The following is a 25,215-nucleotide window of genomic DNA, read 5'->3' as shown; positions in this document are numbered from 1 at the left end:
ATCACGGCAATCACAGCAATCGGAGCTGCTCGCCCTGTTTTGGCTGGTACTGCCCCAACCGGTAACCTACTCCGAGCAGGCGCACTGGTTTATGTCCACGTTCCCAGGCCTCCCGCAAGAGCGCGGCAAATAGCTCCATATCAGGCTGCTCAGCGGCGTGTTCGGCTGTGGTCTGGGTAAAGTCGGCAAACTTCACCTTCACCACGGCCCCGGTTACCGTACGTTTGTCCCGATGTTTTTCAAAGCGCCTTGCGAGGCTCTCCATCAACATCGGCAGTTGTTGCAGACACTGGTTAAGGTCATGCAGATCTTCCGGATAGGTGTGCTCCACACTGATCGACTTACGTTCCCGGCTCACTTTCACCGGGCGATCATCGATCCCCCGGCACAGTTCATACAGCCGCTTACCGAAGCTGCCAAAGTGATCCACTAATTGCGCGAGCGTGTACCCGCGCAGGTCACCGCAGGTCTTAATTCCCAGTTTATGCAGCCGGGCAGCGGTTTTCTCGCCCACACCAAAAATCTTTTCCACCGGCAAAACTTCAACAAAGGACTCCACATCCTGCGGCCGGATCACATACAGACCATCCGGCTTATCCCAGTCACTCGCAATTTTGGCCAAAAACTTGGACGGTGCCACACCGGCGGACACGGTAATGCCCACCTCCTTTTTGATCCGCTCACGGATCTCCTGGGCAATCAGCGTGGCGCTGCCCTTGCAGTGATCGCAATCGGTAACATCAAGGTAAGCTTCATCGAGGGAGAGCGGTTCAATCAGGTCGGTGTAGTCACGGTATATCGCCATGATCTGCTGGGAAACCTGCCGGTACTTCTCCATATTGCCCGGTATCACGGTCAGGTTTGGGCAAAGCTTGATTGCCCGTGCGGTAGCCATTGCCGAACGCACACCAAACTCACGGGCAAGGTAGTTGCAGGTAGAGATCACACCACGCCGGTCGGAGCTGCCGCCTATCGCCAGAGGAATCTCGGCCAACGCAGGGTTGTCCCGCATCTCAACAGCCGCGTAAAAGCAGTCACAATCGCAGTGGATGATTTTTCGTTGGCCCATGCCCCTCAGTTCCACAACTTAGGAATAAACAAGGTTCTAGCTTTTAAGCCCAAGAACGATGGATCAACGATCAGTATACAAACAGATCAGATCATGGGACCAATAATACTGTATAAACATACAGACCAACAGTGCTCAGTCAAAATTATCACACACCACCTGTACTAAACTGACCTGAAAGGACCGTTCATTCGGTACGATGATGTGAAATTAGGATGCATCCCAATGAACCAACAATGGACCAGTTTCCGGAATACCTTCATATGTAGCCTAGTCTGGTTATTAGTCGCTACGGCTCCATATGCCTATAGTGAACAAACTGAAGCTATCCCCCTCATCTCATCCCCTCCTCAAACCCCTGATACATCTCCAACCGGATACGACTGGTGGATCGAGCAACACGATAACTGGACCGAATCTTTCTATGACATGGTTTCGTCCATCGACAGCTTCTTCGCTGGCGACAACTACGAGCTGTTAGAGCACAACAGCTACCTGCGATTACGCCTCGGCGCGCGCTGGGAAGAAGATGACGGATTGAGTGAAGATGGAGATCTGAAGGTACGCTTAGACTTGCCTTCTATGAAGCAGCGCTGGAACCTGTTTATCGAAAACCAGCTAGACGAGAGGGAAACGTTGGAGAGTACCAACCGGGAAGATGATATCAGCCCCAGCAGTGATGATGACAGCTTCTACGGCGGCATTAGCCAGGAGCAAGACTTGGAAGACTGGTACCTGCGCCCTGAACTGGGGCTGAGGTTAAGGGCTTCACTTGATCCGTTTGCCCGCCTGAAAGCCCGGCGAGAACTGGATATCGATTCTGCGTGGCACGGCCAATTCCAGCAGTCGATCTACTACTTCCATTCGGATGGGTTTGGTACACGACTACAACTGTTGTTTTCACGGCCAGCGGGCGAACGCTTCCTATGGCAAGTTAAATCAGAAGCCCAATGGCAAGAAAATACCCATAACACAGACCTGGCACAGATATTTACTCTGAAACAGTATTTGGCAAACCGCACCACCCTCACCTATGAGCTTGGTTTTCTGGGTGAAACCAAACCATCCCTGCGCTCCAGCGAGCACTATATTAACCTGCGCTATAGACAACCGCTTTATAAAGATAAGCTCTACCTGGATGTGGTGCCCGCAGTAAGCTGGCCACGCGATGAAGACTTCGACCCTGAGTTCTCTATCACAACCCGTCTTGAGATCCTGTTTAGCAAATAGTGCAGACAGGCATCCGCGGCCCAGCTCAACTTAGTCAGTAGAGATAATCACCTCGTGCATCTCCAACCCACCCTTCTGGCTGAACGCCTCTTTCGGTAGAGGATTTGAGTGGGACCGTTTGAAGTCTTCACTCCCGACCCACCCATCAAAACTGGTTTTATCCACCCAGTGCGTCTGCACGATGTAAGGCATCCCCTCTTTCGCCGGACGCAGAACTTCCATACGCACAAACCCAGGCTGCTTGTCGATCTCACCCGCCCGCTTCCGGAAGCGCTCTTCAAAGGTCTCCTGCCAGCCATCTGCCACGTAGATTCGATTTGCCACCACAAATTGCATCAGTCCTGCTCCTGCTATTAAACATTGTTGCCTTGATTAAACCCGTTTTCAGCCGCCCCGCCAACCGTCATCAAAGCGTAAGATTTGCGTCAACGGTCAGTCACAAATCTTCCATATATTTTTCACACGACACGAACAAACGAAGGTGTACAACGTGATCAACGTTGAAAAAGCTCTGACCAATAAATACCCAGCGTTTGTGCAGAAGCCTGCACCGGTAAAACGCTCCACTCTGTTTATGCTGCGCCGCCTGATCCGTGAAGACGAGATCAACTCTTTCCTGGTGCAGAACGATGATGCGACCGGCTTCGAATTTATTGACCGTGTACTGGAGTACTTCAACTTCAGTTACACCATGAGCAACAAAGACCGCATGAACATTCCATCGAGCGGTCGCGTTCTGATTGTTGCTAACCACCCACTGGGCGCCCTCGACGGCCTGGCCCTGCTGAAGGCAATCGGCGAAGTGCGTCGTGACGTAAAAATCGTTGCCAACGATCTGCTGATGAACTTCGATCCGCTGAAATCGCTCTTTCTGCCTGTGGACAACATGGGCAAAAGCACCCGCAAGCGTGATATCGCCCGCATCGTGGAAGCACTGCAGAACGAAGAAGCAGTGATTGTCTTCCCGGCGGGGGAAGTATCCCGTGCAGGCGTGACTGGCATTAAAGACGGTAAGTGGAACAGCGGCTTTATCCGATTTGCCCGCAAGGCCAACGCACCAATTCTGCCGACCTTCATCGGTGGTAAGAACTCTTCCCTGTTTTATGGTGCGTCGTACATCAACCGCAACCTCTCCACGCTGCTGCTGGCGCGTGAGATGTTCAATAAAAAATCCGTATCCATTCCGATGAAGGTGGGTGAACCAATCCCGTTCAGCCAACTGGACGCGGTACCGGTTTCCACCCAGGAAAAGTGCAAGTTGCTGAAAAAGCACCTGTACCGCATCGCCAAGGGTCGTAAGCCGCTCTTTATTACGGAAAAAACCATCGCTCACCCGGAAGACCGCCAGATCATCAAGCAGGAGCTGAAAGAATCTGAGCTGCTGGGGGAAACCTCCGATGGAAAAAAGATCTACTTATTCGACTACCGCGCCGATTCCGCAGTCATCAATGAAGTGGGGCGTCTGCGTGAAATCGCTTTCCGTTGTGTGGGTGAAGGCACCGGTGAGAAGAAAGATCTGGATAAATACGACAACTACTACCGCCACCTGATCCTGTGGGACGAAGAAGAACTGGAGATCGCGGGCGCCTATCGCCTGGCGGAAGCGTTTAAGCTGCGCGAAAACCAAGACCAGGGCCTCTACAGTGCCACGCTGTTCAACTACACCGAACAGATGGAGCCGTATTTCGACAAGGGTATCGAGCTAGGCCGCAGTTTCGTCCAGCCCAAGTACTGGGGCAAACGCAGCCTGGACTACCTCTGGTACGGTATCGGGGCATACCTTCGCAAGAACCCGGATGTTCGCTACATGTTCGGCCCCGTTAGCCTCAGCAATTCCTACCCGAAAGCGGCCAAGGACATGCTGATCTGGTTCTACAGCCACTACTTCCGCGATAACGAATATCTGGGTCGCTCCTTCTCTCCCTACCAGTTTGACGATGCCACCGTGCAGAACATGGAACGTATGTTTGACGGCGACGACTACAAAGCAGATTTCCGCCTGATGAAGGAACAGATGGAGTTCCTCGGCGTGAGCGTACCAACCCTGTATAAGCAATACAGCGAGTTGTGTGAAGACGGCGGCGTGCGTTTCCTGGACTTCGGTGTGGATGCCGACTTCAACTACTGCGTAGACGGCCTGGTACTGGTCGACCTGGAGTACGTTAAGCCCAAAAAACGTACCCGCTACATGGGTGAATAACCCGGACAACAAGTAACCCCTTGCCGGGCCGTACACGGATGTATCACAGGCGGCCCGGCACTTTTCCCGCCGCCTAAGCCCCCACTCTCTGCAATACCCGTTGCTCGGCCGCCTCGCTATACTCATAAGGATCAACGAAGGAATCGTCTATGAGCAGCAACGATAAACACCCGGTTAAAGTGTCATCCAAACATGAACTGGATGCATTTCTGGAGCAGGTATCCAACGCCCCCGCCACACTCAACACGGGTGCCGAAGGCCGCCTGCTGTTCGCGCTGGATGCCACCGCCAGTCGGCAGCGCACCTGGGATCAAGCCTGTCACCTGCAAAGCGAAATGTTTCTGGAAGCCGGCAAGATCGGCGGCCTGCAGGTCCAGCTTTGCTACTACCAAGGATACGGTCTGTTCGAGCACACCGGCTGGTTTAACAATACCCGCGCTCTACTCGACCGGATGAACCGGGTCAGCTGTGTTGCTGGGCAAACCCAGCTGTTACGGGTACTCAATCACGCCCTGCTGGAAACACGCACCCGTAAGATTCAGGCGGTGATCTTTATCGGAGACTGCCTCGAAGAACCGGCTGACAAGCTCGCACGCCTGGCCGGTGAACTGGGCTTGTTGAGCACGCCCGTCTTTATCTTTCAGGAAGGCAATGAGCTGGTCGCTAAACGCGCCTTCAAAGAGATTGCCCGCCTCTCCGGTGGTGCTTACTGCAGCTTTAATGCTGGCAGCGCACAGATCCTTCGGCAGTTGCTTGCAGCGGTGGCGGTGTACGCAGCCGGTGGCCCTAAGGCACTGGAAAACTTCGCGAAAGACAAAAGCGGCGAAGTGCTGCAACTCACCCATCAACTCAAAGGCCACTGAACTACATAGCCTTTGGCCACACTCAATTGATCTGAACTCCGGTAAAAAACGATATACTAACCTGTAAGATCTGTTCTGCATTTATAGGGAGTAAATTGTGCATCCATTGGGTCTGGTACTACTGGGCATTGTTGCCGTGGTTGGCATGCTTTGGGTTAAGTCTCAACCGGTCAAACAGCAACGGGCCGCAGTGATCAAAGTGGTGACCACGCTGGTGATCATGGCACTGGTGTATCTGGCGGTGACCGGCAGATTGCACTGGCTCGGCGTACTGATCGCCGGTGTACTGCCATTTATGCGCAAACTCCTGCCCCTGATTATCCGTTTCCTGCCATTTTTGAAAAATCTCTATGATCAGCGCCAGGCCGGACAACACAGCGGCGGCAATCACTCCGAAGTTCAGACGGCCATCATCAAGATGACGCTGGATCATGACTCTGGCGTCATGTACGGCACGGTACTGAATGGCCCTCTGCAGGGCCGGGAGCTGGGCGATCTGAGCGAACAGGAGTTTATCCAGCTACTGACCTACTGCCGTCAGAAAGACACTGAGTCGGCACGACTGCTGGAGGCGTACCTGGATAAACGCTTTGGTGATAGCTGGCGGGAAGATGATCCCGGCACTCATTCCCAGCACAACCATGCCGGCGACAGCAGTGGCCCCATGAGTCGCGACGAAGCCTATAGCATTCTGGGTCTCACGCCTGATGCGGATGAAAAGAGCATTATCGAAGCGCACCGCCGCCTGATGCAGAAGGTACACCCGGATCGCGGAGGTAGCGACTACCTGGCCGCCAAGATCAACCAAGCCAAGGATCTGTTGTTAAACGGGTAGATAGTTCAATCAGGTATCAAGCGTTGGGGCGTTACTGTCGATGCAGCAACAGCCCCTCACGATACGTTTTGTGACCGAACTTAAGACGCAGTGCTCCGTCACTTTCGCGCTCAAAGAACAGCACTTGCCGTGTACCGGATTCCCGCTCCAGTTCCAACTGAACACGGCCACTCTCCAGTAAGCGCCAGTGCCCTTTGAGATAACTCGCTATGCTGCCGGATTCACCCTGGCGCAGATCGGTAAAGGCGAGGTTACCGTCCGGCTCCAACACCGCCATCAAAGACAAGATACCGTCACTGTAGGTATAGGTTGCTGCGATACTGCTGCGCGCCAAGTTGCCCCGGCGGCCACAGCCATCAAATGTCATATCGTATACAGAGATATTCGCAGTATAGGGGTAAAGGGTCCCGAAGCGGTCATAACACGCTTCGCGCGTAAGTTTCAGCTCAACGGAATAGCCTTCCTGAACCTCCAGTGTGCTACTCCAGGACATAGTTCTTCCGGTCTCTTCCGGCTCCACCAACGGAAAAAGCAGTTGCCGTAACGAACCGCGCACATGCACCCGAATACCTTCGTCCCGTATATCGGCGATCCACAGCGGATTTTCGCCCGCCGCACGGTAGTGGTTGCCATGCAGTTCGAACTCACAGCCCCGTGGCTGAGGGCCCACCAACAGTAGCTCATCAATCCGTGATCTATCCGGGTTCATTGGATCCGGCGCCACCATCATTTCGGCATACACCTGTTCGAATTCAACCGGTGCTTGTTTGAACCAGCGCGCCAGCTCACCGCTTTCATCCAGTAATAGCTGCTCTTTGGAAACGTAGCAGGGGCGCAGCACAAACTGGTCACCGCTACGCACCACGATTCCACGCTGAAAATCAGCTACAGCGGGCTTCTGCGACGTGTCGGCGCAACCGGCAATTGCCACAATCAGCATCGTCACTACAAGAAATCTGAGCACGTAATTACCAAAACCTTTATTTAGATCAAATATTCAACAAAAGCCGTACTGCGTTTTATTGATCGTTCTACAAAGAGTGGGAATAATAGGCAAATCAATCAAGGAGGGAAAGACGATGGCGAGACCTGCCGAATTTGTTCGTCAAGACGTGTTAGAAAAAGCAATGGAAGTGTTCTGGCGTACCGGATTCACCGGAACGTCTGTAACCGATCTGGTAAAAGCAACCAACCTGAAACCCGGCTCGCTGTACGGCGCCTTTCAGAGCAAACGCGGACTGTTTATGGAGGTGATCGACACCTACGCCCAGAACAGCCTGACCCGCGTATCAACGTGCCTGCTCAACAACGATAGTCCGATTGCCGCAATTCAGGAATTCTTCAAACGTTTCAGCCAGGATATCGCGATGGACGACATCGGTCGCGGCTGTCTGATGGTGAACACCATGCTGGAACTGGCCACGGAAGATGATGAGATCAGGGAGAAGATCACAAACTATCTGGATCAGATTGAGTCGATGTTTGCGCAAACACTGACTCGCGCACAGGAAAAAGGTGAACTGGCGGCGCAAGCGTCACCGGAAGAGCTGGCGAAGTTCCTGATGGCCAATATCTGGGGTATGCGCGTAATGAGCAGCACCCGTCCGGATACAACAACGTACACCGCAATTATCAACAACACGCTAAACGCGCTGCCGATCGTCAAGCACTGATTGCAAACCGCGTAGTCGTTCGAAAGGCTCATGTGCAGGCATGGGCCTTTTTATTTGCCTGCCGTTGCTGGCATGTCCTTTTTGCCTGTCCATTGTGTGCATTCTCAGTGCCCTTGTTTCGCGCCATAATGGGGAAAAAGAACGCGCAAGGAGTCACTATGAAGCTCGCCCGCTTCCGCCATCAGGACAAAGTCCAGACCGGTGTTATTGCCAACGAACAGGTCTACCCAACATCTCAGGATCCCGCCCTGCCAACAGATATGCTGGCCCTGCTTCCCGCACTGGAAGACCTGAGCCACAACCTGCAGGTACTTACGGAAAAAGGCCAGGGCATTCCACTGGCCGATGTTCAGTTGCTAGCCCCGATTGCCCAGCCTGAGAAGTTTCTTGGCGTGGGCCTGAACTATGCAGACCACATCGAAGAAACCGGACTGGATACGCCGGAATTTCCAACCATCTTCAACAAGCAGAGCAGCTGTGTGATCGGCCCTGACGATGCGATCCACCGCCCAAGGGTGTCGGAAAAGCTGGACTACGAAGGTGAACTGGCACTGGTCATCGGAAAAGAGTGCCGCCATGTGCCCTACGACCAGGCCCACAAGGTGATCGCTGGTTACACCATCGTCAACGACGTGTCCGTGCGTGACTGGCAGATCAAAGCGCCTACATGGACCTTGGGCAAATCATTCGACACCCACGGCCCGATGGGGCCGTGGATCGTCACGGCCGATGCGATTGATCCACACAACCTGGAGCTGAAAACCTGGGTGAACAACGAACTCCGTCAGCACTCCAACACCGAGCACCTGATCTTCGATTGCTACAAACTGGTCGAGACCCTCTCCACCGTCTGTACATTGAAGCCGGGTGATGTAATCGCCACCGGCACCTGCTCCGGCGTGGGCGTCAAGATGAAGCCACGTGGCTACATGAAACCCGGCGACACCGTCACCATCAAGATTGAAGGGATTGGGCAACTTAGCAACCCGGTGGTTGAGGAACCGGAAGATAACGCACGCTTTTAAGCCCTGCGTTCATCACCTGCCTGCAGACCTTGGTTATCAGGCAGGTGATATTGCTATCTCGAAACAACCTGTTTCACATTAGATCCAGACAACAATCTCTCTCAAACTCACCGCTTAAGCATCACCGTCGCCCCTTTTGTCGCCAAATCCGAGACACACCATTTTCGCTGTCGCATTTTCGCTACAACGCCAGAGCCCTTTAAAACTGGGCTTCTCCGGGAACACCCCAAACCCTGTCGCCAGATACAGACACAAATAGCGTGAATTTCAGGATTATTGCGCTGCTTTTTTTCTTCTTCAGCGTAAAGCCTTTACACAAAGACCCATAAGCAATTGTTTTAAAACGACTTTTAAAAAGTTGGCACACCACTTGATATATACATTGTGATTTAAAACTACAGCCAACTCAAAATTTGAAGGAATCAAGTATGAAGAAGACGTCTGCGATCGCTCTGGCTGCGGTACTGTTTGCATCCCCTGTTGCGGTGATGGCAACCGATACTACTGCAGAAGAGAAACCAACTGCATTCGAGCAGCTGGACCAGAACAAAGATGGCAAGATCAGTGCTATTGAAGCGAAAGATACCGCTCCACTGGCACAGCAATTTGAAGAACTGGACATCAACAAAGATGGCTACCTGACAGAGGCCGAGTTTTCCCTTATCCAGACGGATACAGAAACGACTGCACGTCTATTTTCTAAAAACGCTGTATTTACTCTCTAAGTCACAGCATTAGCGCCCCGAGTCATATCCCTCCCAACTGATGACTCGGATGCGCCCCTAACAGGCCATATTACCTACCCTACCCTACCCAATATGGCCTGTCCCCTTTCATAATGGACTTAACCTCATGGACGCTTTGGTAGATAATTTTCGTTATTGCATTCACATTTTCCGGCCGTTCATGACTCAGTCCCGCTTCGCCAACTGGCGTCCTAATTCACTCAAGCAGCTGGTCCTCCTGGCGTTTATCCTGGTGGTCATGCCACTGGGCATCCTGCTGTTCCAAGCCAGCAACGCACTGGTTGAACAATCGGCAATGGGACGCGACCTGGCCAGACAATCCCTGGAAATCAGCCGTCGCGGCCAAACCATGCAGCTGCTTGCCGAAGACATCACCCGCGCAGCCCGCCAATATAAGATTCTTGCGAAGGAAGAGATCAGACTCCGCCTTGTTGATCAGCTCAACGATTACCGTCAGCTGTTGACCATTCAAAGCTTTGCGCTCGATGAGAGCAGCCATATTCGACTGATTTACGAACACCTGGACAAACTGGCGGATGACCACTTTGATCCCGACAAGCTGATACTGATCAGCCTGACCCGTGAACTGAACGTCCGCCTGGATCAGGCCCTGGATATCCGCCTGAAAGAGCTGAATACCGTTGCCCACAACACCCAGAACGAACTGGTAATCGAGGCATCCATACTGATCGCCATGTCAGCTATTTTAATGGCATTCTTCAGCCGTCGAATCAGCCGCCCGGTCTTACGCCTTGGCAGCCGCATTCGCGCGCTCGGACGCGGTGAGCGCAGCTTTGGTACCCGTATCGGCGGCCCTCGCGAACTGGTTGAGCTGGACGAGCAGCTGGATTGGCTCAGTCAGCAACTGGAGCAGCTGGAAAGCGAAAAACAACGCTTCCTGCGCCACATGTCACACGAACTGAAAACACCACTGACCACATTGCGCGAAGGCTCTGACCTGCTGGCAGAAGAGGTGGCGGGCAACTTGAACGATTCGCAACGGGAAATTGTTGGCCTGCTGCAGACAAACGCCGTTCAGCTTCAGTCTCTGATTGAGCAGTTGCTGGACTACAACCGACTGGGCCAGCAGGAGCCGGTGCAGGCGCAAGAACTTGACCTCAGCATGCTGATCAACGAAGCGCTGACACCCCACCAGCTGTTGCTGGAGCAGAAAAAGATTCAGGTCTACACCCCGGTAAACAAGGTATACTGGCACACAGACCGGGCCATGCTGCTGCGTATTCTCAGCAATCTGATCTCGAATGCCGCCCATTACGGCTCCAAGGGTGGCGAACTCGCCATCACCGTCTCTGAAGCATCAGACGCCATGCTGATTGATGTGGAAAACAGCGGCCCCGTCATTCCGGATGAAGATGTCCCGCATCTGTTCGAACCGTTTTACCAGGGTAGTCACAAGCGTGCAGGCGCCATTAAAGGCTCAGGTATTGGTCTGAGCATTGCCCAGGATGCGGCCCATGCCCTGAAATCTGAACTAAGCCTGCACAACAACCGACAGAACAAAGTGTGTTTTCGCCTGGCTTTAAGTGAATTGAGTACCTGAACATGCGTATAGGAATCGTGTTACTGCTGAGTATGCTGATCACAGGCTGTGAGTTTCAGCGTCAGCTAAAAGAGATCTACGAAGAGACACCCAACGTGGTCACGGGCTGTCATATCGGCGATGAACGTCTGAGTGGCCTGCTCTATCAGGAGCGCAACTTTCTGTCCGCCAAAGCGTCCCAACGATCTACCATGTTGAATCAGGCGATCAGTGCCGGAGACCATCCGCAAACCGCATTGCTGCTATCACAGCCTTCGGCCAGCGCCAGCGATTTGCAGAAGTCCCTGCAATACTTCAGTAAGCAGGGGATCAATCCGACGCGGGACTGCCCGGGTGATCGCTACCTGCTGTTGCGTTTTACACAAGCCAAACTGATGCTGGAGATCAACCAGCAGCGCGGCCAACTGCAACAGGAGAATCAGGAGCTGCGTAAGAAGATTGAAGCGCTGACTCAGATCGAACAGGAGATCAGCCGCGACCGGGAGATTGCCCAGTGAGTGCCCATATTCTGCTTGTCGATGACGATACCAGCCTGCTGAAACTGCTCAGCCTGCGCCTGACCTCCAGCGGTTACACCGTGACCTGCGCGGAAAGTGGTCCACAGGCCCTGCAACTGCTGAACGATAATATCGACCTGATGCTCACCGACCTACGCATGGAAGGGATGGACGGCCTGGAGCTGTTTAATCAGGTGCAGAAGCGCCGCCCCGAACTGCCGGTGGTGATTATCACCGCACACGGCTCCATTCCCGAAGCCGTGAAAGCCACTCAGGATGGTGTGTTTGGTTTCCTGACCAAGCCGATCAACCGCGAACAGCTGCTTGAGACCATCGAAAGCGCCCTCTCCGGCACCCCATCCAGTCCCGACGACTGGAGCCAGGAGATCGTTACCCGCAGCGATACGATGGCCGATCTGCTGGCACAAGCCGAACGTGTCGCCCACTCTGCGGTAAGCGTACTGGTCAGCGGTCCAAGCGGTAGTGGTAAAGAACTGCTTGCTCGCGCCATCCACAAGGCCAGCCCGCGTCGTAACCATCCGTTTGTGGCAATCAACTGTGGTGCCCTGCCCGAACAGTTGCTGGAATCCGAACTCTTTGGCCACGTCAAAGGCGCGTTTACCGGTGCGGTAAGCCGTCACGAAGGTCTGTTCCAGGCCGCTAACGGTGGCACCCTGTTCCTCGATGAGATCGGTGATATGCCGATGCCACTGCAGGTGAAACTGCTGCGAGCATTGCAGGAACGCCAGATCCGTCCGGTCGGCAGCACCGAAAGCATCCCGGTAGATGTGCGGGTAATCTCCGCGACCCACCGTGACCTGGACAAGGCGATGCAGGAGAATGACTTTCGTGAAGACCTTTACTACCGTCTGAACGTGGTTAACCTCTGCCTGCCGCCCTTGCGCGAACGTCCGGAAGATATTCCGTTGCTGGCCCGCTACTTTGTTGAGCGTGCCGCCGAGCGCCATAACAGCAAGGTAAAAGGACTGTCTCCGGCCGCTCTGACGCTGCTGGCACAGATGGCCTGGCCCGGTAACGTACGGCAGCTGGAAAACGTGATTGAACAGGTCACCGCCCTCAGCACCACACCGATCATCTCCGAAGGAGCTATCGCCCAGGCACTATCCAACCAAGATCACGTCCTGCCGACCTTCAACGATGCCCGTGCTGAGTTCGAGAAACGCTATCTGATCAAGGTGATGCAGATCACCGAGGGCAACGCGAGCCAAGCCGCCCGCATCGCGGGACGAAACCGCACTGACTTCTATAAGCTGCTCAACAAGTACGATCTGGAACCTGCTCAGTTCAAGTCATCGAACGGAAACCTGAAAGCGGGCTAACGTATTTGCCCTAATCCTCCGTAGTCAGGTAATACCGGGCTAAGGCAGCAAGGTATTACCTCTACATTCACCTATCCTTTTATTAACGGCCATTTATGACCTGAGTGGCAATAAAGGATCGAAACTCTGACTCAACCTAAATGTCAGATGCGGTAACCGAATCGTTTTTCTGACACAAGGTATATTCAGCACAGGCCGATGACGTATGCGCCACTTAGCCCTATTGCTTGTGGTAGGCATCTTCATTACCGGATGTTCATCGATCGTGTCGAAGGAGACCAGCCGCTTGGCTGAAAACCTGGCGGCTGCGATCGAAGATAATAATGACCCCGAAACCGTGCGCGCCGGGGCTCCCGCCTACCTGCTTATGATCGACGGCCTCATTCATGGAGCGCCCGAAGATCAGGGGTTACTGCGTGCGGGTGCAGGCATCTACAGCGCATACGCCAATGTGTTTATCACCTCTCCCCAGCGACAACAACGCCTGACAGAAACCGCAATCAGCTACGCGGGGCGCGCATTATGCGTTCAACACGGTCATCTCTGTCAGCCACAGCAGATCCCGTTCAAGACGTTCCAGCAACACCTTCAGCACACCTCACAGGAGAGTGTGGCCAACCTCTATACCCTGGGGGCCAGTTGGTCTGGCTGGATTCAGGCGCGCAATACCGACTGGGAGGCCATTGCTCAACTCCCTTACGTTAAAGCATTGCTACAGCGCGTGGTGGAACTGGATGAAAGCCATCGACAAGGGGGCGCACATCTCTATCTGGGGGCACTCAATGCATTGCTGCCACCAGCGATGGGAGGAAAACCGGAAGTGAGTCGTAAACACTTTGAACGGGCCATCACACTCTCCCAGGGGCGTAACCTGATGGCCAAAGTGATGTTTGCCCAACGCTATGCGCGCCTGGTTTTCAATCAATCCCTGCATGACAGACTGCTGAGGGAAGTACTGGACAGTACTCCAACCAGCAAGGGGTATACGTTGATGAACACTCTGGCACAGCAGCAAGCACGCAAGTTGCTGGAGGAATCGGACGAATACTTCTGAGGAGATTACCTTACTCAACTATCCCGACTATCGGACATGGAGGATTGTGGTCGGCAAACTCGAAACCCGGAGGCGTCATGCGAATCAACACCCTGCTCTCGCTAGCCCTGCTGATCCTAATGCAGTTTACGGCAGCGCCACTAACCGAAGCCGCGGTTTTCAAAATTGCCACTGTGTCTCCTGACGGCTCCAGCTGGATGATCAAAATGCGTCAGGGTGCCCGAGAAATTGCGGACCTGACCGAGGGACGCGTGAAGTTTAAGTTTTATCCCGGTGGCGTCATGGGCGGCGACAAGACAGTCCTTCGTAAGATTCGCTTGGGTCAGTTACAGGGGGGCGCGCTACCCGGTGGGAGCCTCGCCACCTATGCGCGTAATAGCACGCTCTACAACCTGCCGCTGTTGTTTCGTTCCTATAACGAAGTCGATGCTGTCCGCCCCCATATGGATGCGCTGATCATCAAGGAACTTGAGCAGGGAGGTTTTGTGACGTTCGGCCTGGCCGAAGGCGGACTGGCTTATCTAATGAGCAACTCACGCATTACCGACGTTCGCCAACTCAAAAACAAAAAGGTCTGGGTACCAGACACCGATGCCAACTCACAAAATACCGCAGACTCCTTTAACCTCAATCCGATACCGCTGAGCATTGGCGACGTATTGCCGGGTTTGCAAACCGGCATGATCGACACGATAGCCACCTCCCCTATTGTGGCGATCGCCCTGCAGTGGCATACGCAATTCAGCCACATGACCGACCTGCCTCTGACCTACTTTTATGCAGTTCTGGCCATCGATAAAAAAGCGTTCCAGAGGATCAGCCAGGACGACCAGGCTCGGGTCAGGCAGGTGATGCAGCGTGTTTTTCGGGATATTGACCGCCAGAATCGCAAGGACAACCTCGCTGCGCTAAACGCACTACAGAAACAGGGGATTCAACTAAGCAGTCCCACTGATCAGGAAATCTCGGAGTGGCAACGCCGTGCTCAACAGGCGATTGACGGCGTACTGCAGGATGGCAGGGTGTCCCCCCTGTTATACAAACAGCTGAATGCCCATCTGTCGGCCTTCCGTAACGGCAGATCTCAGCCCCAGCCGGAGCAGGACGGTGTGGAGTAAGCTGCTCCAGCTCACCCACTGGCTGGAGAACGCCATACTGTCGGGCCTGCTGTTATTGGTGATCGTCGCGGCAAACGGACAGATCATTCTACGTAACCTTCTGGAACTGCCTATCGTCTGGCTGGACCCTTTCCTCAGGGTTACCATACTCTGGCTTGCGCTGTTTGGTGCAATGGTCGCCACACGGCAGCAGTCACATATCGCCATCGACCTGCTCAACCGTTACCTGCCGCTGCACTGGTGCTTGCGGGCAGAACGCGGTGTCCATGCGTTTTCCGCCGTCATCTGTGCGCTTTTGGCCTGGTACAGCCTGCTCCTGGTGTTACTGGAATACGAGGATGGCTTGATCGCCTTTGCCCAGGTCCCGGTCTGGCTCTGCGAAAGCATCATGCCGTTTGCCTTTACCGTTATGGCACTGCGTTTCCTTTGGCAGTCGCTACGGGGCAGTCACCGGTTGGACAGCAGTGTCCACCATGATGGAGAGCCCCTGTGAACCTCGCCGCGATGATTGGCATTATGATGCTGGCGATGATGCGAGCACCGATCTTTATCGTTATAGCCACGGCGGCTCTGTACGGCTTTTACCAACAGGAGATCCATCTCTCTGTTGTTGCTGTGGAGATCTACCGCATCACAGAAACACCGGTGCTGCTCGCCCTGCCGTTATTTAGCTTCGCCGGGTATCTGCTGGCGGCAACCCGTGCCTCAGAACGGCTCTTGCGCCTCAGCCGCGCCCTACTGGGCTGGTTGCCAGCAGGCCTGCCGGTCATCGCCTTTTTCACCTGCGCCCTCTTCACCGCGCTGACCGGTGCGTCTGGTGTCACCATCGTTGCTATCGGCGCACTGCTTTATCCGGCCCTGCTGCAAAGTGGATATGAGCAGCGTTTTAGCCTGGGTTTGGTAACTGCCTCTGGCAGTCTCGGCTTATTGCTGGCCCCATCAATGCCGCTGATTCTTTACGGCGTGGTTGTACAACAGATGGACCTCCCGATCAGCCTGGACCTGTCGGACCTGTTTCTTGCCGGGCTGGCCCCTGCTCTGTTAATGATCTTGTTGCTGAGCCTGTGGAGTGCCTGGAGCACCCGCGGGCAACCCCGTCTGATCACACCGTTTTCCACGATGGAACTCAAGGCTGCACTCTGGGAAGCCCGGGCCGAACTCCCCTTGCCGCTGGTCGTACTGGGCGGTATCTACAGTGGACTGATCAGCATCTCGGAAGCGGCGGCAGTCGCCGCGTTGTACGTTCTGGTGGTGGAGGTGTTTTTTTACCGGGAGCTGCCTCTGCGGACACTGCCAAAGGTACTGATTCAAAGCAGCATTCTCGTCGGTGAGATTATTCTGATCCTGGCGCTCTCCCTGGCCTTCAGCAACGTTCTTATCGATGCGGAGATACCCATCAAAACATTTGAGTTGATCCGCAGCCAGGTGGATAACCAGATTACCTTCTTATTGCTTTTAAACGGGCTGCTCCTGCTGCTAGGCGCCTTTCTGGATATATTCTCGGCAATTGTGATTATGGTGCCGCTGCTGCTGCCGTTGGCCCTGGCCTACGACATCCATCCGATCCATCTGGGGATAATTTTCCTGGCTAATATGCAGCTGGGTTACTTTACTCCCCCCGTTGGGATCAACCTGTTTATCGCCAGCGCACGTTTCAAGCAACCGATCACCACCCTCTACCGCGCCAGCCTGCCATTTTTTATAGTACTGTTAATTTCAGTGCTAATAATCACCTACATCCCGGCGCTCAGTATGACGTGGATTGAGTGAGTATATTTAAAGTCGCTAAGTTTTTTAATGAATTTTTTCTAATATATTTCCACAAGACACCTATGTATATTGTTTGATCACTTGTACACAAGAAGAGTGTCTTTATGGAAAGCCAAAAGGAAATTTGTTCGCGCTGTATTGCATTGAAAAACACGGAGGCAGGACACCGGACCCTCACGGTCCTAGCCTTGATAGGGCACAGCGAACTTAGAGAGATCGCTAAATTCGAAACCCTCACCCTTCACACCTGCGAAACCTGTGGCACCAATTGGAGTTTCGATCCTGGCCTAGGCTGGCGGATACTTAGAGAGTCTGATATCAGGGAAAATCTCATGGCGAGCTATGGGGTATGATCACAACGCCGCATTTTTCAAACCGGCAAAGTGAGAATATTTCCTGTAGTAATCGATAGTCGCTCAACTACGCTTAAAACTCGGACACTGTAAATTTGGACATTCTCCACGGAGGGATAATTCACAGAATAACGTAAAACCAGCAGTCGAAGTGCTTCCGAGCCTTCAGGGGTATACGCGAGGCAACAAGATGATTTATTTTCTGCTCGTTGTACCTGTATTTATGTTTTTACTGCTCGCTGTAATGAAGTCCGCGAAAAGTGCAGATGACCAAATAGAACAAATGCTCGCTGAAGAGGGCATTCGAAAGTCTGGCAGGCGAATCTTTCGCCCTAAGGGTGCACGGGCTCTATCTCCCCAAGTGATACCAATCACTAAACACCGTATTCGTTGAACGTCGAGTAGCTTTTGCCTCGACTAAACATCTTCGGCGAACATTTAAATACGGTCCATGCCTTTATACTCGTTTGAGATCAGAGTGCTTTCCGCACCCAATCACTGTGTGGCCGATACAGCACAATGTTCATCCCTAAAAAGCAACCCAGTTGAACTAAACGGCTGAACACTTATCTCTTTTGGTAACCGTTTATGAAAACCAGGAGGGTGAGTTTATGGAGTTCGTCACAGATGATGCCACCGTTCAATGCATCCGAATCGTTCCTGGCCATGAGGGCAGCCAAGACACCCGTGTGGTTGTCGCTACTTTTGATGCAGCCGTAGAAACGATCGCCCCTCACGTAGCAGCCAAGCTCAGCGAGATAGAAATTCGAGAATTGGAACTCTGGCTGGAAGATCGGGCACAGCTTCACGCCGAATTGAGTGAAATACCAACCGAAATTGCCGCTCTACAGGCGTTACCACAGATGATCACTCAAGCGTGTGATTCACTCGGTAGCTTGAAAGAATTAGATAGAGACACCTATCAAGCCCTTATGAACGCCGTTTCCCAGCTATCGGACGCACTGGCTCAGGTTCAAAATATAACCGAACACGACAGAACCAAACTGAATCATTTACAAGACAGTGAAGAACTAAAAGAAAAACTGGATGCCTTCAAACAAAACCTGGGGGATTAAACGCTTCAACGCCCTATCGGTGCCAAGATAGCCCCGGTAAGCTTCATCAGATCAGCGGCAGACATCTCAATCTCCAGGCCCCGGCGCCCCGCACTCATGCAGATGGCGTCGTAGCTTTCAGCACTGCTGTCGATCACCATCGGCAGGCGCTTCTTCTGACCCAGTGGACTGATCCCACCAACCACGTAGCCGGTGGCCCGCTCAGCATCAGCCGGATTGGCCATGGAGACTTTCTTGGCTTTGAGTGCGGATGCCATCGCTTTCAGGTCCAACTGGCCTGAGACCGGCACAACACCCACAGCGAGCTTCCGATTGTCGCCATTTATCTCCACCAGCAGGGTTTTGAATACACGGCCGTACTCCATACCCAACGCGTCGGCAGCTTCCTCACCATAAGACGCCGCCGATGGATCGTGGCTGTACTCATGGATTGCGTATTTCACTTTGCCCTTTTTGGCCGCGTTAATTGCCGGTGTCATCGTCAGCTCCTTAAACAACAGAGCGGCCATTATAGGCCGCTCTGTTTTAATCCTCTAATATCACCGGTGTCTGGTCTTACCACACCCTATGCTTCACCTACTCGCTACGAATCCCTCGTCCCACCAGTACGTCGGCAATGTCGATGACATCGATGATGGTCCCTTCGCCTTTACTCATCCGGATCACTTTATCCTGTACACGGATAATCTCTTCGGTCGCGGCATCGTAAGGCAACCGTTCGGCTAACTGTTCCGGTATTGGGTGCGATGCTGCACGCACTTCGCGGTCAACCACATCCCCCCGCTCCAGTTTACGCTGCCAACCTGGGGGCAAATCGCCACCACGATCCAGTTTTTTCTGCAGGCCGGGTGGAAGGTCTTTTACCTTGCCGCCTTTATGTCCCTTGTCGCCGTGATCGGCATAATACTCTCGGATAACGTCGTGTTCATGGGCTGAGAAGTAGCGCTTGTGTTCGGCTTTATCTTTAGCTTTTTCAGCCTTGGCCTTTTTGCTCTCTTTCTGCTGATGCTTCTCAGCCTTCTTGTCATTACCGGCCCACTCGGGCTTACCGGCCAGTGCAGGACTGGAGGCCAGTGCCAGACAAATCAATCCTATCAATATACGCATAGCAACTTACCTATCGATCTTGCTGATTTTGGCCCCTTCGAGCGTAAGGTTGTACATCAGCCCTTTGTTGGAAAAGATAAAACCGATGATTGGCTGCTGGGCAGTATTGCTGTCGATCTCCCCGCCTGCGCCCAGGGTTGCAACCGCCACACTGCCGTCTACACCTGCTTCCCAACCATCGCTGTTGAGGAATTTATTCATCGCGTCTTTGGTCATGAATAGAATGACCTCTGCCTTCAACTGTGCGCCAAACTGCAGCCCGACTGAAGCTGACACCACGTTGTAGTATCCACTCGTTTTACCGCCACGCAGCAGCGCCCCCTCGCCATACTCACCACCGATACCAAAGCCCGCTTTGATCACTTCCGGGAACACCAATACTCCCGCCGCTTTCTGGGACAGGCGTTTGGCGGAAGAAGAGGTTTTATAGAGGCTGCTCAGCGCTTCCTGGACCTTGGCGTCGATCTCTGCCCTTGAAGCCGCCTGAACCTGTGGTACAACCAGCAGCATGCTGATCATCAACAGAAATGCACATTGAAGTTTCCGTAACATCATCAATCTCCCCCGTCACTGGGACTGTTGCTGTGTTACTTACCTGTAAAGGCCCGAGAACGAAAACGGCAAGACTGTTCAGTTTCCGATCTGGGGTGTCCTGAACTTCAGCGTAGTGCGATAACCGGGTTCTGGCAAAAAGATCACGTCAATATGAGCGCAACTGTCGGGAAAAGTTCGCAAAAGCAGGGAATTTAAACGATTGTTGGTCATTGCTGCGCAATGGCCAACCTACGGGCATGACGTGAAATGTAGGTTGGCCACCACGCAGTGATGCCCAACACAAATAACACAAATAAAGAAATCCGGGGCCCCGCAAACTATTAGAGTGCGTTGGGCATTGCTGCGCAATGGCCAACCTACGGGCATGGCGTGAAATGTAGGTTGGCCACCACTCAGTGATGCCCAACACAAATCATGCAGAAAGAGAGAGGTGTTCAAAGGTGTTCATGTTTACCAAACACTGGGCGTGGTTTTCCACTTCCACTGTCTGGATCGGGAACTGTTTGTACCACTTGAATACTGCGCGTTGACCGCTTTCCAACGTGGTATTGAGATTGGCGTGATACTGCACCGGGATTACCGCGTGCAAAAACTGCGGACGGCCATCGGCATGCAGCAATGTAATCGCATCCGGCTGCTGCTTTGCCTTGTTGATCAACAGATCAATCAGCTCTTCGCTGATCAGCGGTGTATCACAGGGCAACACCAACAGATGGGAATGGCGCCCGTCCAGGTGATTCATCGCAGCCTGTACACCGGCCAGTGGGCCAACAAAACCTTGGGTATCGTCAGTCACCGTTGCCAGACCAAAGCGATCGTAGGTCTCGCGGTTACGGTTGCAGCTGATCACAAGTTCATCCACCTGCGCTTGCACCCGCTCCAAGGTCCAACGAATCATGGGCCCCTGTCGGAACGGTACGAGGCCTTTGTCCTCACCGCCCATACGGCTGCCCTGACCACCGGCCAGGATAACGGCTGCGATCGAGCTGAAGGGTTCACTCATCGCCGTAACTCCTCAGCCCAGCAATCCGTTGAACGGAATAAACTCAAGCGGATCACCCACCGCCACAGCCTGTTCGGCAGGAATCACCAAAAGACCATCGGACATCACCGATGAACTCAGTACACCTGAACTCTGGCTATGGGCAGGTGCAGCGACCAGCTCTCCATCCTGTACACTGAGCGCAGCCCGCAGAAACTCTTCGCGCGCTACCACTTTGGTGCGCTCGTAACCGCTCTTCACGGTATAACGCTTCGGCAGCACGTCGCTGCAGCCCTGCATGGTTTTGATGTACGGGCTGGCCAGCATCAGGAAGGTCACCAGCACTGCTGCAGGATTGCCCGGCAGGCCGATAAACGGGGTCTGACCGACACGACCGTATGCCAGCGGTTTACCCGGCTTGATCGCCAGACGCCAGAGCATCAGTTCACCCAGGCTCTCTACAGCCGCTTTGACGTGATCCTCTTCACCCACGGATACGCCACCACTGCTGATCACCAGATCGGCATCTTCGGCCGCTGCAGCCAGTGCATCCTGGGTCACCTGTGGGTCATCTTCGATAATACCGGGGAACACCACTTCAATCCCCATGCGCTCCAGCAACCCTTTCAGGGTGAAGTAGTTGGAGTTGTAGATCTTGCCTGGACCTGCCTCTTCACCCGGCAATACCAGTTCATCACCGGTGGTCAGGATCGCCACTTTGATGCGTCGATACACAGTGACTTCAGCAACACCCACGGAGGCAATAACACCCAGGTGACGGCCATCCAGTTTCGTGCCCTTCGCGACAACGCATCGACCAGGTTGAATATCCTGTCCAGCCGGGCGGATATGGTCTCCTGCCTTAGGGTGGATCAGTAGCTGGATATCTTCACCCACATGACGGGTTTGTTCCTGCATGATCACAGCATCAGCACCCGGCGGGATCTCTGAGCCGGTAAAGATGCGTGCAGCAGTGCCTGGTTCCAGAAGTGTACCCTGCTGACCGGCGGCAATACGCTGGCTAATTGGAACCAGCAAGCTTTCCGGCAATGAGCGGGTATTTACCGCATAACCATCCATCGCACTGTTGGCGGCCGGTGGCACTGCAATCGTTGATAATACATCCGCAGCCAAAACACGCCCCGCAGCGTCCTCCAGCGAAACAGTTTCTGTTTCAGTTACAGGTTTTGCAGAATCCAGCAGGCGCTGCAGGCCCACATCAAAAGACATCAGGCGATCATAGTCGCAGCTACACGCAGTCATAGTAGATCTCTCGGCAAACTCGAACTTGTGGATAGCAGATCAGGAACGGGAGCCGCAGGCGGTATCCACGTTCGGCATAACCATCTCAACAAAATTACACGGACGGTGGCGGGCATCCAGCTGCTCGCGGATCACCTTCTCCCAGGCGGTTTTACACGCTTTAGGCGAGCCCGGCATGGCGAAGATCACCGTACGGTTGGCGACCCCAGCTACGGCGCGGGACTGGACGGTTGACGTGCCGATCTCCTCATAAGAGACCTGCCTGAACAACTCGCCGTAGCCTTCGATCTGTTTATCAAAGAGCGGGGTCAATGCTTCGGGGGTGGTGTCGCGGGCGGTAAAGCCGGTTCCGCCGGTCACCAGTACCACATGTACATCAGGATGGGCGATCCACTGGGATACCACGGAACGCAACTGATAGATGCAATCCGGTTTGATGTCACGCCACCACAGGGCATGGCCGGTATCGGTAATACACTGCTGCAGGGTATCGCCGGAGGTATCGGTCTCCAGTGTGCGGGTATCTGAAACGGTTAATACCGCAATGTTGAGCGGCTGAAATACCGCGTCTTTTTTTGCGTGTCCCATCTGGAGTCTCCATCAAAATCTAGCTGTTCGCTGGCCGGTTGATCTGGCTTTTCCGTCAACCCTGTCAGCAATTGTTCAACATGAGCGACCACTGCTTCGAAATCCGCATCGGACGCTTTTTCGCCTATGCGCTTTTTGTGGCCATACTCGTATAACTTCACATGTTCTGCGGGCTGTACGCCGCATTTGGCAAGGCAGGCTTCGGTGCAATGTAGCTGACAGCCGTCGATGGCTATAATGTCGCGCCCGGAACGGGCGACCTTCACCAAGGCCTCTACACCGCCGCCCACACCGGAGATACAGGACATCTCCGCTTTGGATTGATGATCAAGGTGCACCGCCACGTCATTGGCGAGCTGAGCAACGCTGGAGCAACCGGAGCAGGCGTAAACCAGCGGCAGCTCTCTGCGCTTTACCCTCTTCCCATTGCCCTGCTCGCTCATGCCATCATCCCCCTCAGGCCCTGCACGCTGAGGATGGTCAGATGACAGCCATCCACCAGCAATAAACCACGGCTTTTCAGATCACGCATCACGCGGGAAAAGGTTTCCGGCTGCATCGCCAAACGTGCGGCGATCAGCTGTTTCGCCACCGGCAACTTCACCTCGGCGCGCTCTGCACCTTCAGGTACCAGTCCCAGCAGGAAGCGGACCACCCGGTGAGAGGCACTCTGCAAAGTCAGCGTTTCGATCTCCGCCATACTGTTCTGCAGACGGCAGGCCATCGCGGCCAGCACGCCAAAGCAGCTATCGGTCGATTCGCGCAGCAGGCGCTGATAGACGTTGCTGCTCAGCGAGATCACCTGGCTGCGCTCGATCGCGCTCGCGTTCACCGGATAGTGGTGTTCGGCCATAAACATCGCCGCTTCGCCCACGGCCTGATCCCGGGTCAGCACATTCATCACAATCTCACGCCCCTCAGCGGTGAGACGGAACATCTTGATGCTGCCCTGAATCACGATAAAGAAACGCTCTGCTTCATCGTCCTGCAGGAACAGGGTCTGATCCGGTTTCAAATCAATCAGGCGGGAGTGCGCGGTCAGCGCTTGAAACTGTTCGTCGTTCAGTGAGGACAGCAACGTATGGTTGCGGATCTGACTCAGGGCTTCCGCCATCTGAGCCTCTTTGTCACAAACCTTATTCATTGCTCGCTTAACCTCCGGTCATGTTCATAAACCGCAGCACCTGAGGCGCGTCATCCTCGGCAAACTGATGACCTTCCGGACGGCGGCTGATCGCATCGCGAATAAGTGATTCAATGCGGTGCGCTTCGCCGGGGTAACGGCGCAGCACCGCGCGTAGATCTACGGAATTCTCCTGTCCCAAACACAGCAACAAACGCCCCTCTGCCGTCACCCGCAGGCGGTTGCAGCTGGAGCAGAAATTGTGGCTGTGTGGTGAGATAAACCCGATCCGTCCTTTTGCATCGGGAATACGGTAGTACCGGGAAGGTCCACCGGTGGAATCTGTACTTGGCAACAGCGCATAGCGGCTTTCAATTACCTGACGCACGTCATCGCTGGAACAATATGCCTGCTGGCGATCATGATGCTGAATCTGCCCCAGCGGCATCTCTTCGATAAAGCTGATATCGATACCCCGCTGCTGGGCATAATCCACCAGCGGCAGGATCTCATCGTCGTTGTGGTTCTTCATCACCACAGCGTTGAGTTTGATCTTCTCGAATCCATCCGCCACGGCGGCATCCACACCCGCCAACACCTGGTGCAACATGTCGCGGCGAGTCATACGGGCGAAGCGTTCCGGATTCAGGCTATCCAGGCTGATGTTGATCCGCTTCAGTCCCGCCTCTTTCAGCGGTTTGGCAAACTTGCTCAGCTGTGATCCGTTGGTGGTGAGTGTGACCTCATCCAACCCAGGCAGTGCCGACAGCTTGGCGATCAGGTCAATCACACCACGACGCACCAGCGGCTCACCGCCGGTCAGACGGATACGCTTGATACCCAAATTGACAAAGGATTCACCCAGAGTGGCCAGCTCCTCCAGCGACAGCACCTTGGCGCGTGGCAGGAACTCCATATCTTCCGCCATACAGTAAACACAGCGAAAATCACAACGGTCAGTCACCGACAAGCGGATGTAATCGATCTTGCGACCAAAACCGTCAATCAACTGTGTTTCAGATGTGTTCATGGCGAACTCCCGGGAATCTAATTGCCATCGATTATCGCAACGGCACCCCAGGCCCTGTATACCTCACAGGTGGTAACTGCACGGGGTATTAGTGTTAGAAAAACACCGGAATATGGGCGTTTGCGCCCTGTTTACAGGGGATTGAGGGCTACCCCCT

27 protein-coding genes are annotated in these 25,215 nt (G+C 53.9%); 15 read left to right on the top strand and 12 right to left on the bottom strand.

The genetic code is table 11. The features are described 5' to 3' along the window. Positions 1–10: 10 nt before the first annotated feature. Complete coding sequence (gene dinB / locus ACEQ15_RS11680; protein ID WP_370279367.1) at positions 11–1,069, bottom strand: DNA polymerase IV; 1,059 nt, start codon at positions 1,067–1,069, stop codon at positions 11–13. A gap of 225 nt (positions 1,070–1,294) precedes the next feature. Here dinB and ACEQ15_RS11675 point away from each other — a divergent pair, with 225 nt between their 5' ends. After that, on the top strand, positions 1,295–2,299 hold the full coding sequence (locus tag ACEQ15_RS11675) for a hypothetical protein (RefSeq protein WP_370279366.1): 1,005 nt from the start codon (positions 1,295–1,297) through the stop codon (positions 2,297–2,299). Between the two features lie 30 nt (positions 2,300–2,329). Here the strand turns inward: ACEQ15_RS11675 and ACEQ15_RS11670 are convergent, their stop codons facing one another. After that, complete coding sequence (locus ACEQ15_RS11670; protein WP_370279365.1) at positions 2,330–2,635, bottom strand: antibiotic biosynthesis monooxygenase; 306 nt, start codon at positions 2,633–2,635, stop codon at positions 2,330–2,332. 154 nt (positions 2,636–2,789) lie between these two features. Here ACEQ15_RS11670 and ACEQ15_RS11665 point away from each other — a divergent pair, with 154 nt between their 5' ends. From ACEQ15_RS11665 to ACEQ15_RS11655, 3 genes are all read left to right on the top strand, one after another. Continuing rightward, entirely contained in the window at positions 2,790–4,499 is a 1,710-nt protein-coding gene (locus ACEQ15_RS11665) for a GNAT family N-acyltransferase (RefSeq protein WP_370279364.1), read from the top strand. Between the two features lie 149 nt (positions 4,500–4,648). Beyond that, complete coding sequence (locus ACEQ15_RS11660; RefSeq protein ID WP_370279363.1) at positions 4,649–5,362, top strand: VWA domain-containing protein; 714 nt, start codon at positions 4,649–4,651, stop codon at positions 5,360–5,362. A 97-nt stretch (positions 5,363–5,459) separates the two neighbouring features. Next, complete coding sequence (locus ACEQ15_RS11655; protein WP_370279362.1) at positions 5,460–6,197, top strand: DnaJ domain-containing protein; 738 nt, start codon at positions 5,460–5,462, stop codon at positions 6,195–6,197. A gap of 31 nt (positions 6,198–6,228) precedes the next feature. Here the strand turns inward: ACEQ15_RS11655 and ACEQ15_RS11650 are convergent, their stop codons facing one another. Continuing rightward, positions 6,229–7,161, bottom strand: coding sequence for a hypothetical protein (locus tag ACEQ15_RS11650; protein ID WP_370279361.1), 933 nt, complete (start codon positions 7,159–7,161; stop codon positions 6,229–6,231). Between the two features lie 115 nt (positions 7,162–7,276). Between ACEQ15_RS11650 and ACEQ15_RS11645 the strand changes: the two genes are divergently transcribed. The 11 genes from ACEQ15_RS11645 (at position 7,277) to ACEQ15_RS11595 (ending at position 18,410) form a co-directional block, all read left to right on the top strand. Next, a complete protein-coding gene (locus ACEQ15_RS11645; RefSeq protein ID WP_370279360.1) occupies positions 7,277–7,870 on the top strand; it encodes a TetR/AcrR family transcriptional regulator in 594 nt (197 codons plus the stop codon). Positions 7,871–8,028: 158 nt separating this feature from the next. Next, a complete protein-coding gene (locus tag ACEQ15_RS11640; RefSeq protein ID WP_370279359.1) occupies positions 8,029–8,895 on the top strand; it encodes a fumarylacetoacetate hydrolase family protein in 867 nt (288 codons plus the stop codon). A gap of 428 nt (positions 8,896–9,323) precedes the next feature. Further along, positions 9,324–9,620, top strand: coding sequence for a hypothetical protein (locus tag ACEQ15_RS11635; RefSeq protein ID WP_370279358.1), 297 nt, complete (start codon positions 9,324–9,326; stop codon positions 9,618–9,620). Positions 9,621–9,747: 127 nt separating this feature from the next. After that, positions 9,748–11,202, top strand: coding sequence for an ATP-binding protein (locus ACEQ15_RS11630; RefSeq protein ID WP_370279357.1), 1,455 nt, complete (start codon positions 9,748–9,750; stop codon positions 11,200–11,202). 2 nt (positions 11,203–11,204) lie between these two features. Continuing rightward, the gene (locus tag ACEQ15_RS11625; protein ID WP_370279356.1) at positions 11,205–11,699 is read left to right on the top strand and encodes a hypothetical protein; all 495 of its coding nucleotides are present in this window, start codon (positions 11,205–11,207) and stop codon (positions 11,697–11,699) included. After that, positions 11,696–13,039, top strand: a complete 1,344-nt coding sequence (locus ACEQ15_RS11620; RefSeq protein WP_370279355.1) for a sigma 54-interacting transcriptional regulator — start codon at positions 11,696–11,698, stop codon at positions 13,037–13,039. Before ACEQ15_RS11625 ends, ACEQ15_RS11620 begins: the two co-directional genes overlap by 4 nt. 265 nt (positions 13,040–13,304) lie before the next feature. Next, positions 13,305–14,093, top strand: a complete 789-nt coding sequence (locus tag ACEQ15_RS11615; protein ID WP_370279354.1) for a TRAP transporter TatT component family protein — start codon at positions 13,305–13,307, stop codon at positions 14,091–14,093. 77 nt (positions 14,094–14,170) lie between these two features. After that, positions 14,171–15,211, top strand: a complete 1,041-nt coding sequence (gene dctP / locus ACEQ15_RS11610) for a TRAP transporter substrate-binding protein DctP (protein WP_370279353.1) — start codon at positions 14,171–14,173, stop codon at positions 15,209–15,211. Then, positions 15,201–15,704 carry a TRAP transporter small permease gene (locus tag ACEQ15_RS11605; protein ID WP_370279352.1) on the top strand — a complete coding sequence of 168 codons (504 nt, stop codon included), beginning with the start codon at positions 15,201–15,203 and terminating at the stop codon, positions 15,702–15,704. The genes dctP and ACEQ15_RS11605 overlap by 11 nt, the downstream gene beginning before the upstream one ends. Beyond that, positions 15,701–16,981, top strand: a complete 1,281-nt coding sequence (locus tag ACEQ15_RS11600; RefSeq protein WP_370279351.1) for a TRAP transporter large permease — start codon at positions 15,701–15,703, stop codon at positions 16,979–16,981. Before ACEQ15_RS11605 ends, ACEQ15_RS11600 begins: the two co-directional genes overlap by 4 nt. A 964-nt stretch (positions 16,982–17,945) precedes the next feature. Continuing rightward, positions 17,946–18,410 (top strand): hypothetical protein, encoded by a 465-nt coding sequence (locus tag ACEQ15_RS11595; RefSeq protein ID WP_370279350.1) that lies wholly within the window; start codon positions 17,946–17,948, stop codon positions 18,408–18,410. Between the two features lie 5 nt (positions 18,411–18,415). Here ACEQ15_RS11595 and ybaK read toward each other — a convergent pair whose 3' ends face one another. From ybaK to moaA, 9 genes are all read right to left on the bottom strand, one after another. Next, on the bottom strand, positions 18,416–18,889 hold the full coding sequence (ybaK, locus tag ACEQ15_RS11590) for a Cys-tRNA(Pro) deacylase (RefSeq protein ID WP_370279349.1): 474 nt from the start codon (positions 18,887–18,889) through the stop codon (positions 18,416–18,418). Between the two features lie 97 nt (positions 18,890–18,986). Beyond that, on the bottom strand, positions 18,987–19,517 hold the full coding sequence (locus ACEQ15_RS11585) for a hypothetical protein (RefSeq protein WP_370279348.1): 531 nt from the start codon (positions 19,515–19,517) through the stop codon (positions 18,987–18,989). A 6-nt stretch (positions 19,518–19,523) separates the two neighbouring features. Beyond that, a complete protein-coding gene (locus ACEQ15_RS11580; RefSeq protein WP_372530379.1) occupies positions 19,524–20,072 on the bottom strand; it encodes a YSC84-related protein in 549 nt (182 codons plus the stop codon). Positions 20,073–20,484: 412 nt separating this feature from the next. Continuing rightward, positions 20,485–21,075 carry a molybdenum cofactor guanylyltransferase MobA gene (mobA, locus tag ACEQ15_RS11575; RefSeq protein ID WP_370279346.1) on the bottom strand — a complete coding sequence of 197 codons (591 nt, stop codon included), beginning with the start codon at positions 21,073–21,075 and terminating at the stop codon, positions 20,485–20,487. 12 nt (positions 21,076–21,087) lie between these two features. Next, positions 21,088–22,317 carry a gephyrin-like molybdotransferase Glp gene (glp, locus tag ACEQ15_RS11570; RefSeq protein WP_370279345.1) on the bottom strand — a complete coding sequence of 410 codons (1,230 nt, stop codon included), beginning with the start codon at positions 22,315–22,317 and terminating at the stop codon, positions 21,088–21,090. A gap of 39 nt (positions 22,318–22,356) precedes the next feature. Continuing rightward, positions 22,357–22,905: a molybdenum cofactor biosynthesis protein B gene (gene moaB, locus ACEQ15_RS11565; protein ID WP_282355623.1), complete on the bottom strand. Its 549-nt coding sequence runs from the start codon at positions 22,903–22,905 to the stop codon at positions 22,357–22,359. Further along, positions 22,851–23,348 (bottom strand): putative zinc-binding protein, encoded by a 498-nt coding sequence (locus ACEQ15_RS11560; protein ID WP_370279344.1) that lies wholly within the window; start codon positions 23,346–23,348, stop codon positions 22,851–22,853. The genes moaB and ACEQ15_RS11560 overlap by 55 nt, the downstream gene beginning before the upstream one ends. Beyond that, positions 23,345–24,049, bottom strand: coding sequence for a Crp/Fnr family transcriptional regulator (locus ACEQ15_RS11555; protein WP_370279343.1), 705 nt, complete (start codon positions 24,047–24,049; stop codon positions 23,345–23,347). The genes ACEQ15_RS11560 and ACEQ15_RS11555 overlap by 4 nt, the downstream gene beginning before the upstream one ends. Positions 24,050–24,056: 7 nt before the next feature. Continuing rightward, a complete protein-coding gene (moaA, locus tag ACEQ15_RS11550) occupies positions 24,057–25,058 on the bottom strand; it encodes a GTP 3',8-cyclase MoaA (protein WP_370279342.1) in 1,002 nt (333 codons plus the stop codon). Positions 25,059–25,215: the final 157 nt, after the last annotated feature.

This window comes from Pontibacterium sp. (assembly GCF_964228735.1).
Classification (GTDB): domain Bacteria; phylum Pseudomonadota; class Gammaproteobacteria; order Pseudomonadales; family Balneatricaceae; genus Pontibacterium.
Note: the sequence above shows the minus strand (reverse complement) of the source record. Positions and strands in the feature narration are given on the sequence as shown.

What these genes read in the sequence shown, in the direction of transcription:
- ACEQ15_RS11645 (WP_370279360.1), top strand. Translation starts at nt 7,277, where the DNA reads ATGGCGAGACCTGCCGAATTTGTTCGTCAAGACGTGTTAGAAAAAGCA.
- ACEQ15_RS11670 (WP_370279365.1), bottom strand. Translation starts at nt 2,635, where the DNA reads ATGCAATTTGTGGTGGCAAATCGAATCTACGTGGCAGATGGCTGGCAG.
- mobA (WP_370279346.1), bottom strand. Translation starts at nt 21,075, where the DNA reads ATGAGTGAACCCTTCAGCTCGATCGCAGCCGTTATCCTGGCCGGTGGT.
- ACEQ15_RS11560 (WP_370279344.1), bottom strand. Translation starts at nt 23,348, where the DNA reads ATGAGCGAGCAGGGCAATGGGAAGAGGGTAAAGCGCAGAGAGCTGCCG.
- dctP (WP_370279353.1), top strand. Translation starts at nt 14,171, where the DNA reads ATGCGAATCAACACCCTGCTCTCGCTAGCCCTGCTGATCCTAATGCAG.
- dinB (WP_370279367.1), bottom strand. Translation starts at nt 1,069, where the DNA reads ATGGGCCAACGAAAAATCATCCACTGCGATTGTGACTGCTTTTACGCG.
- ACEQ15_RS11660 (WP_370279363.1), top strand. Translation starts at nt 4,649, where the DNA reads ATGAGCAGCAACGATAAACACCCGGTTAAAGTGTCATCCAAACATGAA.
- moaA (WP_370279342.1), bottom strand. Translation starts at nt 25,058, where the DNA reads ATGAACACATCTGAAACACAGTTGATTGACGGTTTTGGTCGCAAGATC.
- ACEQ15_RS11585 (WP_370279348.1), bottom strand. Translation starts at nt 19,517, where the DNA reads ATGCGTATATTGATAGGATTGATTTGTCTGGCACTGGCCTCCAGTCCT.
- ACEQ15_RS11580 (WP_372530379.1), bottom strand. Translation starts at nt 20,072, where the DNA reads ATGATGTTACGGAAACTTCAATGTGCATTTCTGTTGATGATCAGCATG.
- ACEQ15_RS11640 (WP_370279359.1), top strand. Translation starts at nt 8,029, where the DNA reads ATGAAGCTCGCCCGCTTCCGCCATCAGGACAAAGTCCAGACCGGTGTT.
- ACEQ15_RS11630 (WP_370279357.1), top strand. Translation starts at nt 9,748, where the DNA reads ATGGACGCTTTGGTAGATAATTTTCGTTATTGCATTCACATTTTCCGG.
- ACEQ15_RS11595 (WP_370279350.1), top strand. Translation starts at nt 17,946, where the DNA reads ATGGAGTTCGTCACAGATGATGCCACCGTTCAATGCATCCGAATCGTT.
- ybaK (WP_370279349.1), bottom strand. Translation starts at nt 18,889, where the DNA reads ATGACACCGGCAATTAACGCGGCCAAAAAGGGCAAAGTGAAATACGCA.
- ACEQ15_RS11625 (WP_370279356.1), top strand. Translation starts at nt 11,205, where the DNA reads ATGCGTATAGGAATCGTGTTACTGCTGAGTATGCTGATCACAGGCTGT.
- ACEQ15_RS11555 (WP_370279343.1), bottom strand. Translation starts at nt 24,049, where the DNA reads ATGAATAAGGTTTGTGACAAAGAGGCTCAGATGGCGGAAGCCCTGAGT.
- glp (WP_370279345.1), bottom strand. Translation starts at nt 22,317, where the DNA reads ATGACTGCGTGTAGCTGCGACTATGATCGCCTGATGTCTTTTGATGTG.
- ACEQ15_RS11675 (WP_370279366.1), top strand. Translation starts at nt 1,295, where the DNA reads ATGAACCAACAATGGACCAGTTTCCGGAATACCTTCATATGTAGCCTA.
- moaB (WP_282355623.1), bottom strand. Translation starts at nt 22,905, where the DNA reads ATGGGACACGCAAAAAAAGACGCGGTATTTCAGCCGCTCAACATTGCG.
- ACEQ15_RS11635 (WP_370279358.1), top strand. Translation starts at nt 9,324, where the DNA reads ATGAAGAAGACGTCTGCGATCGCTCTGGCTGCGGTACTGTTTGCATCC.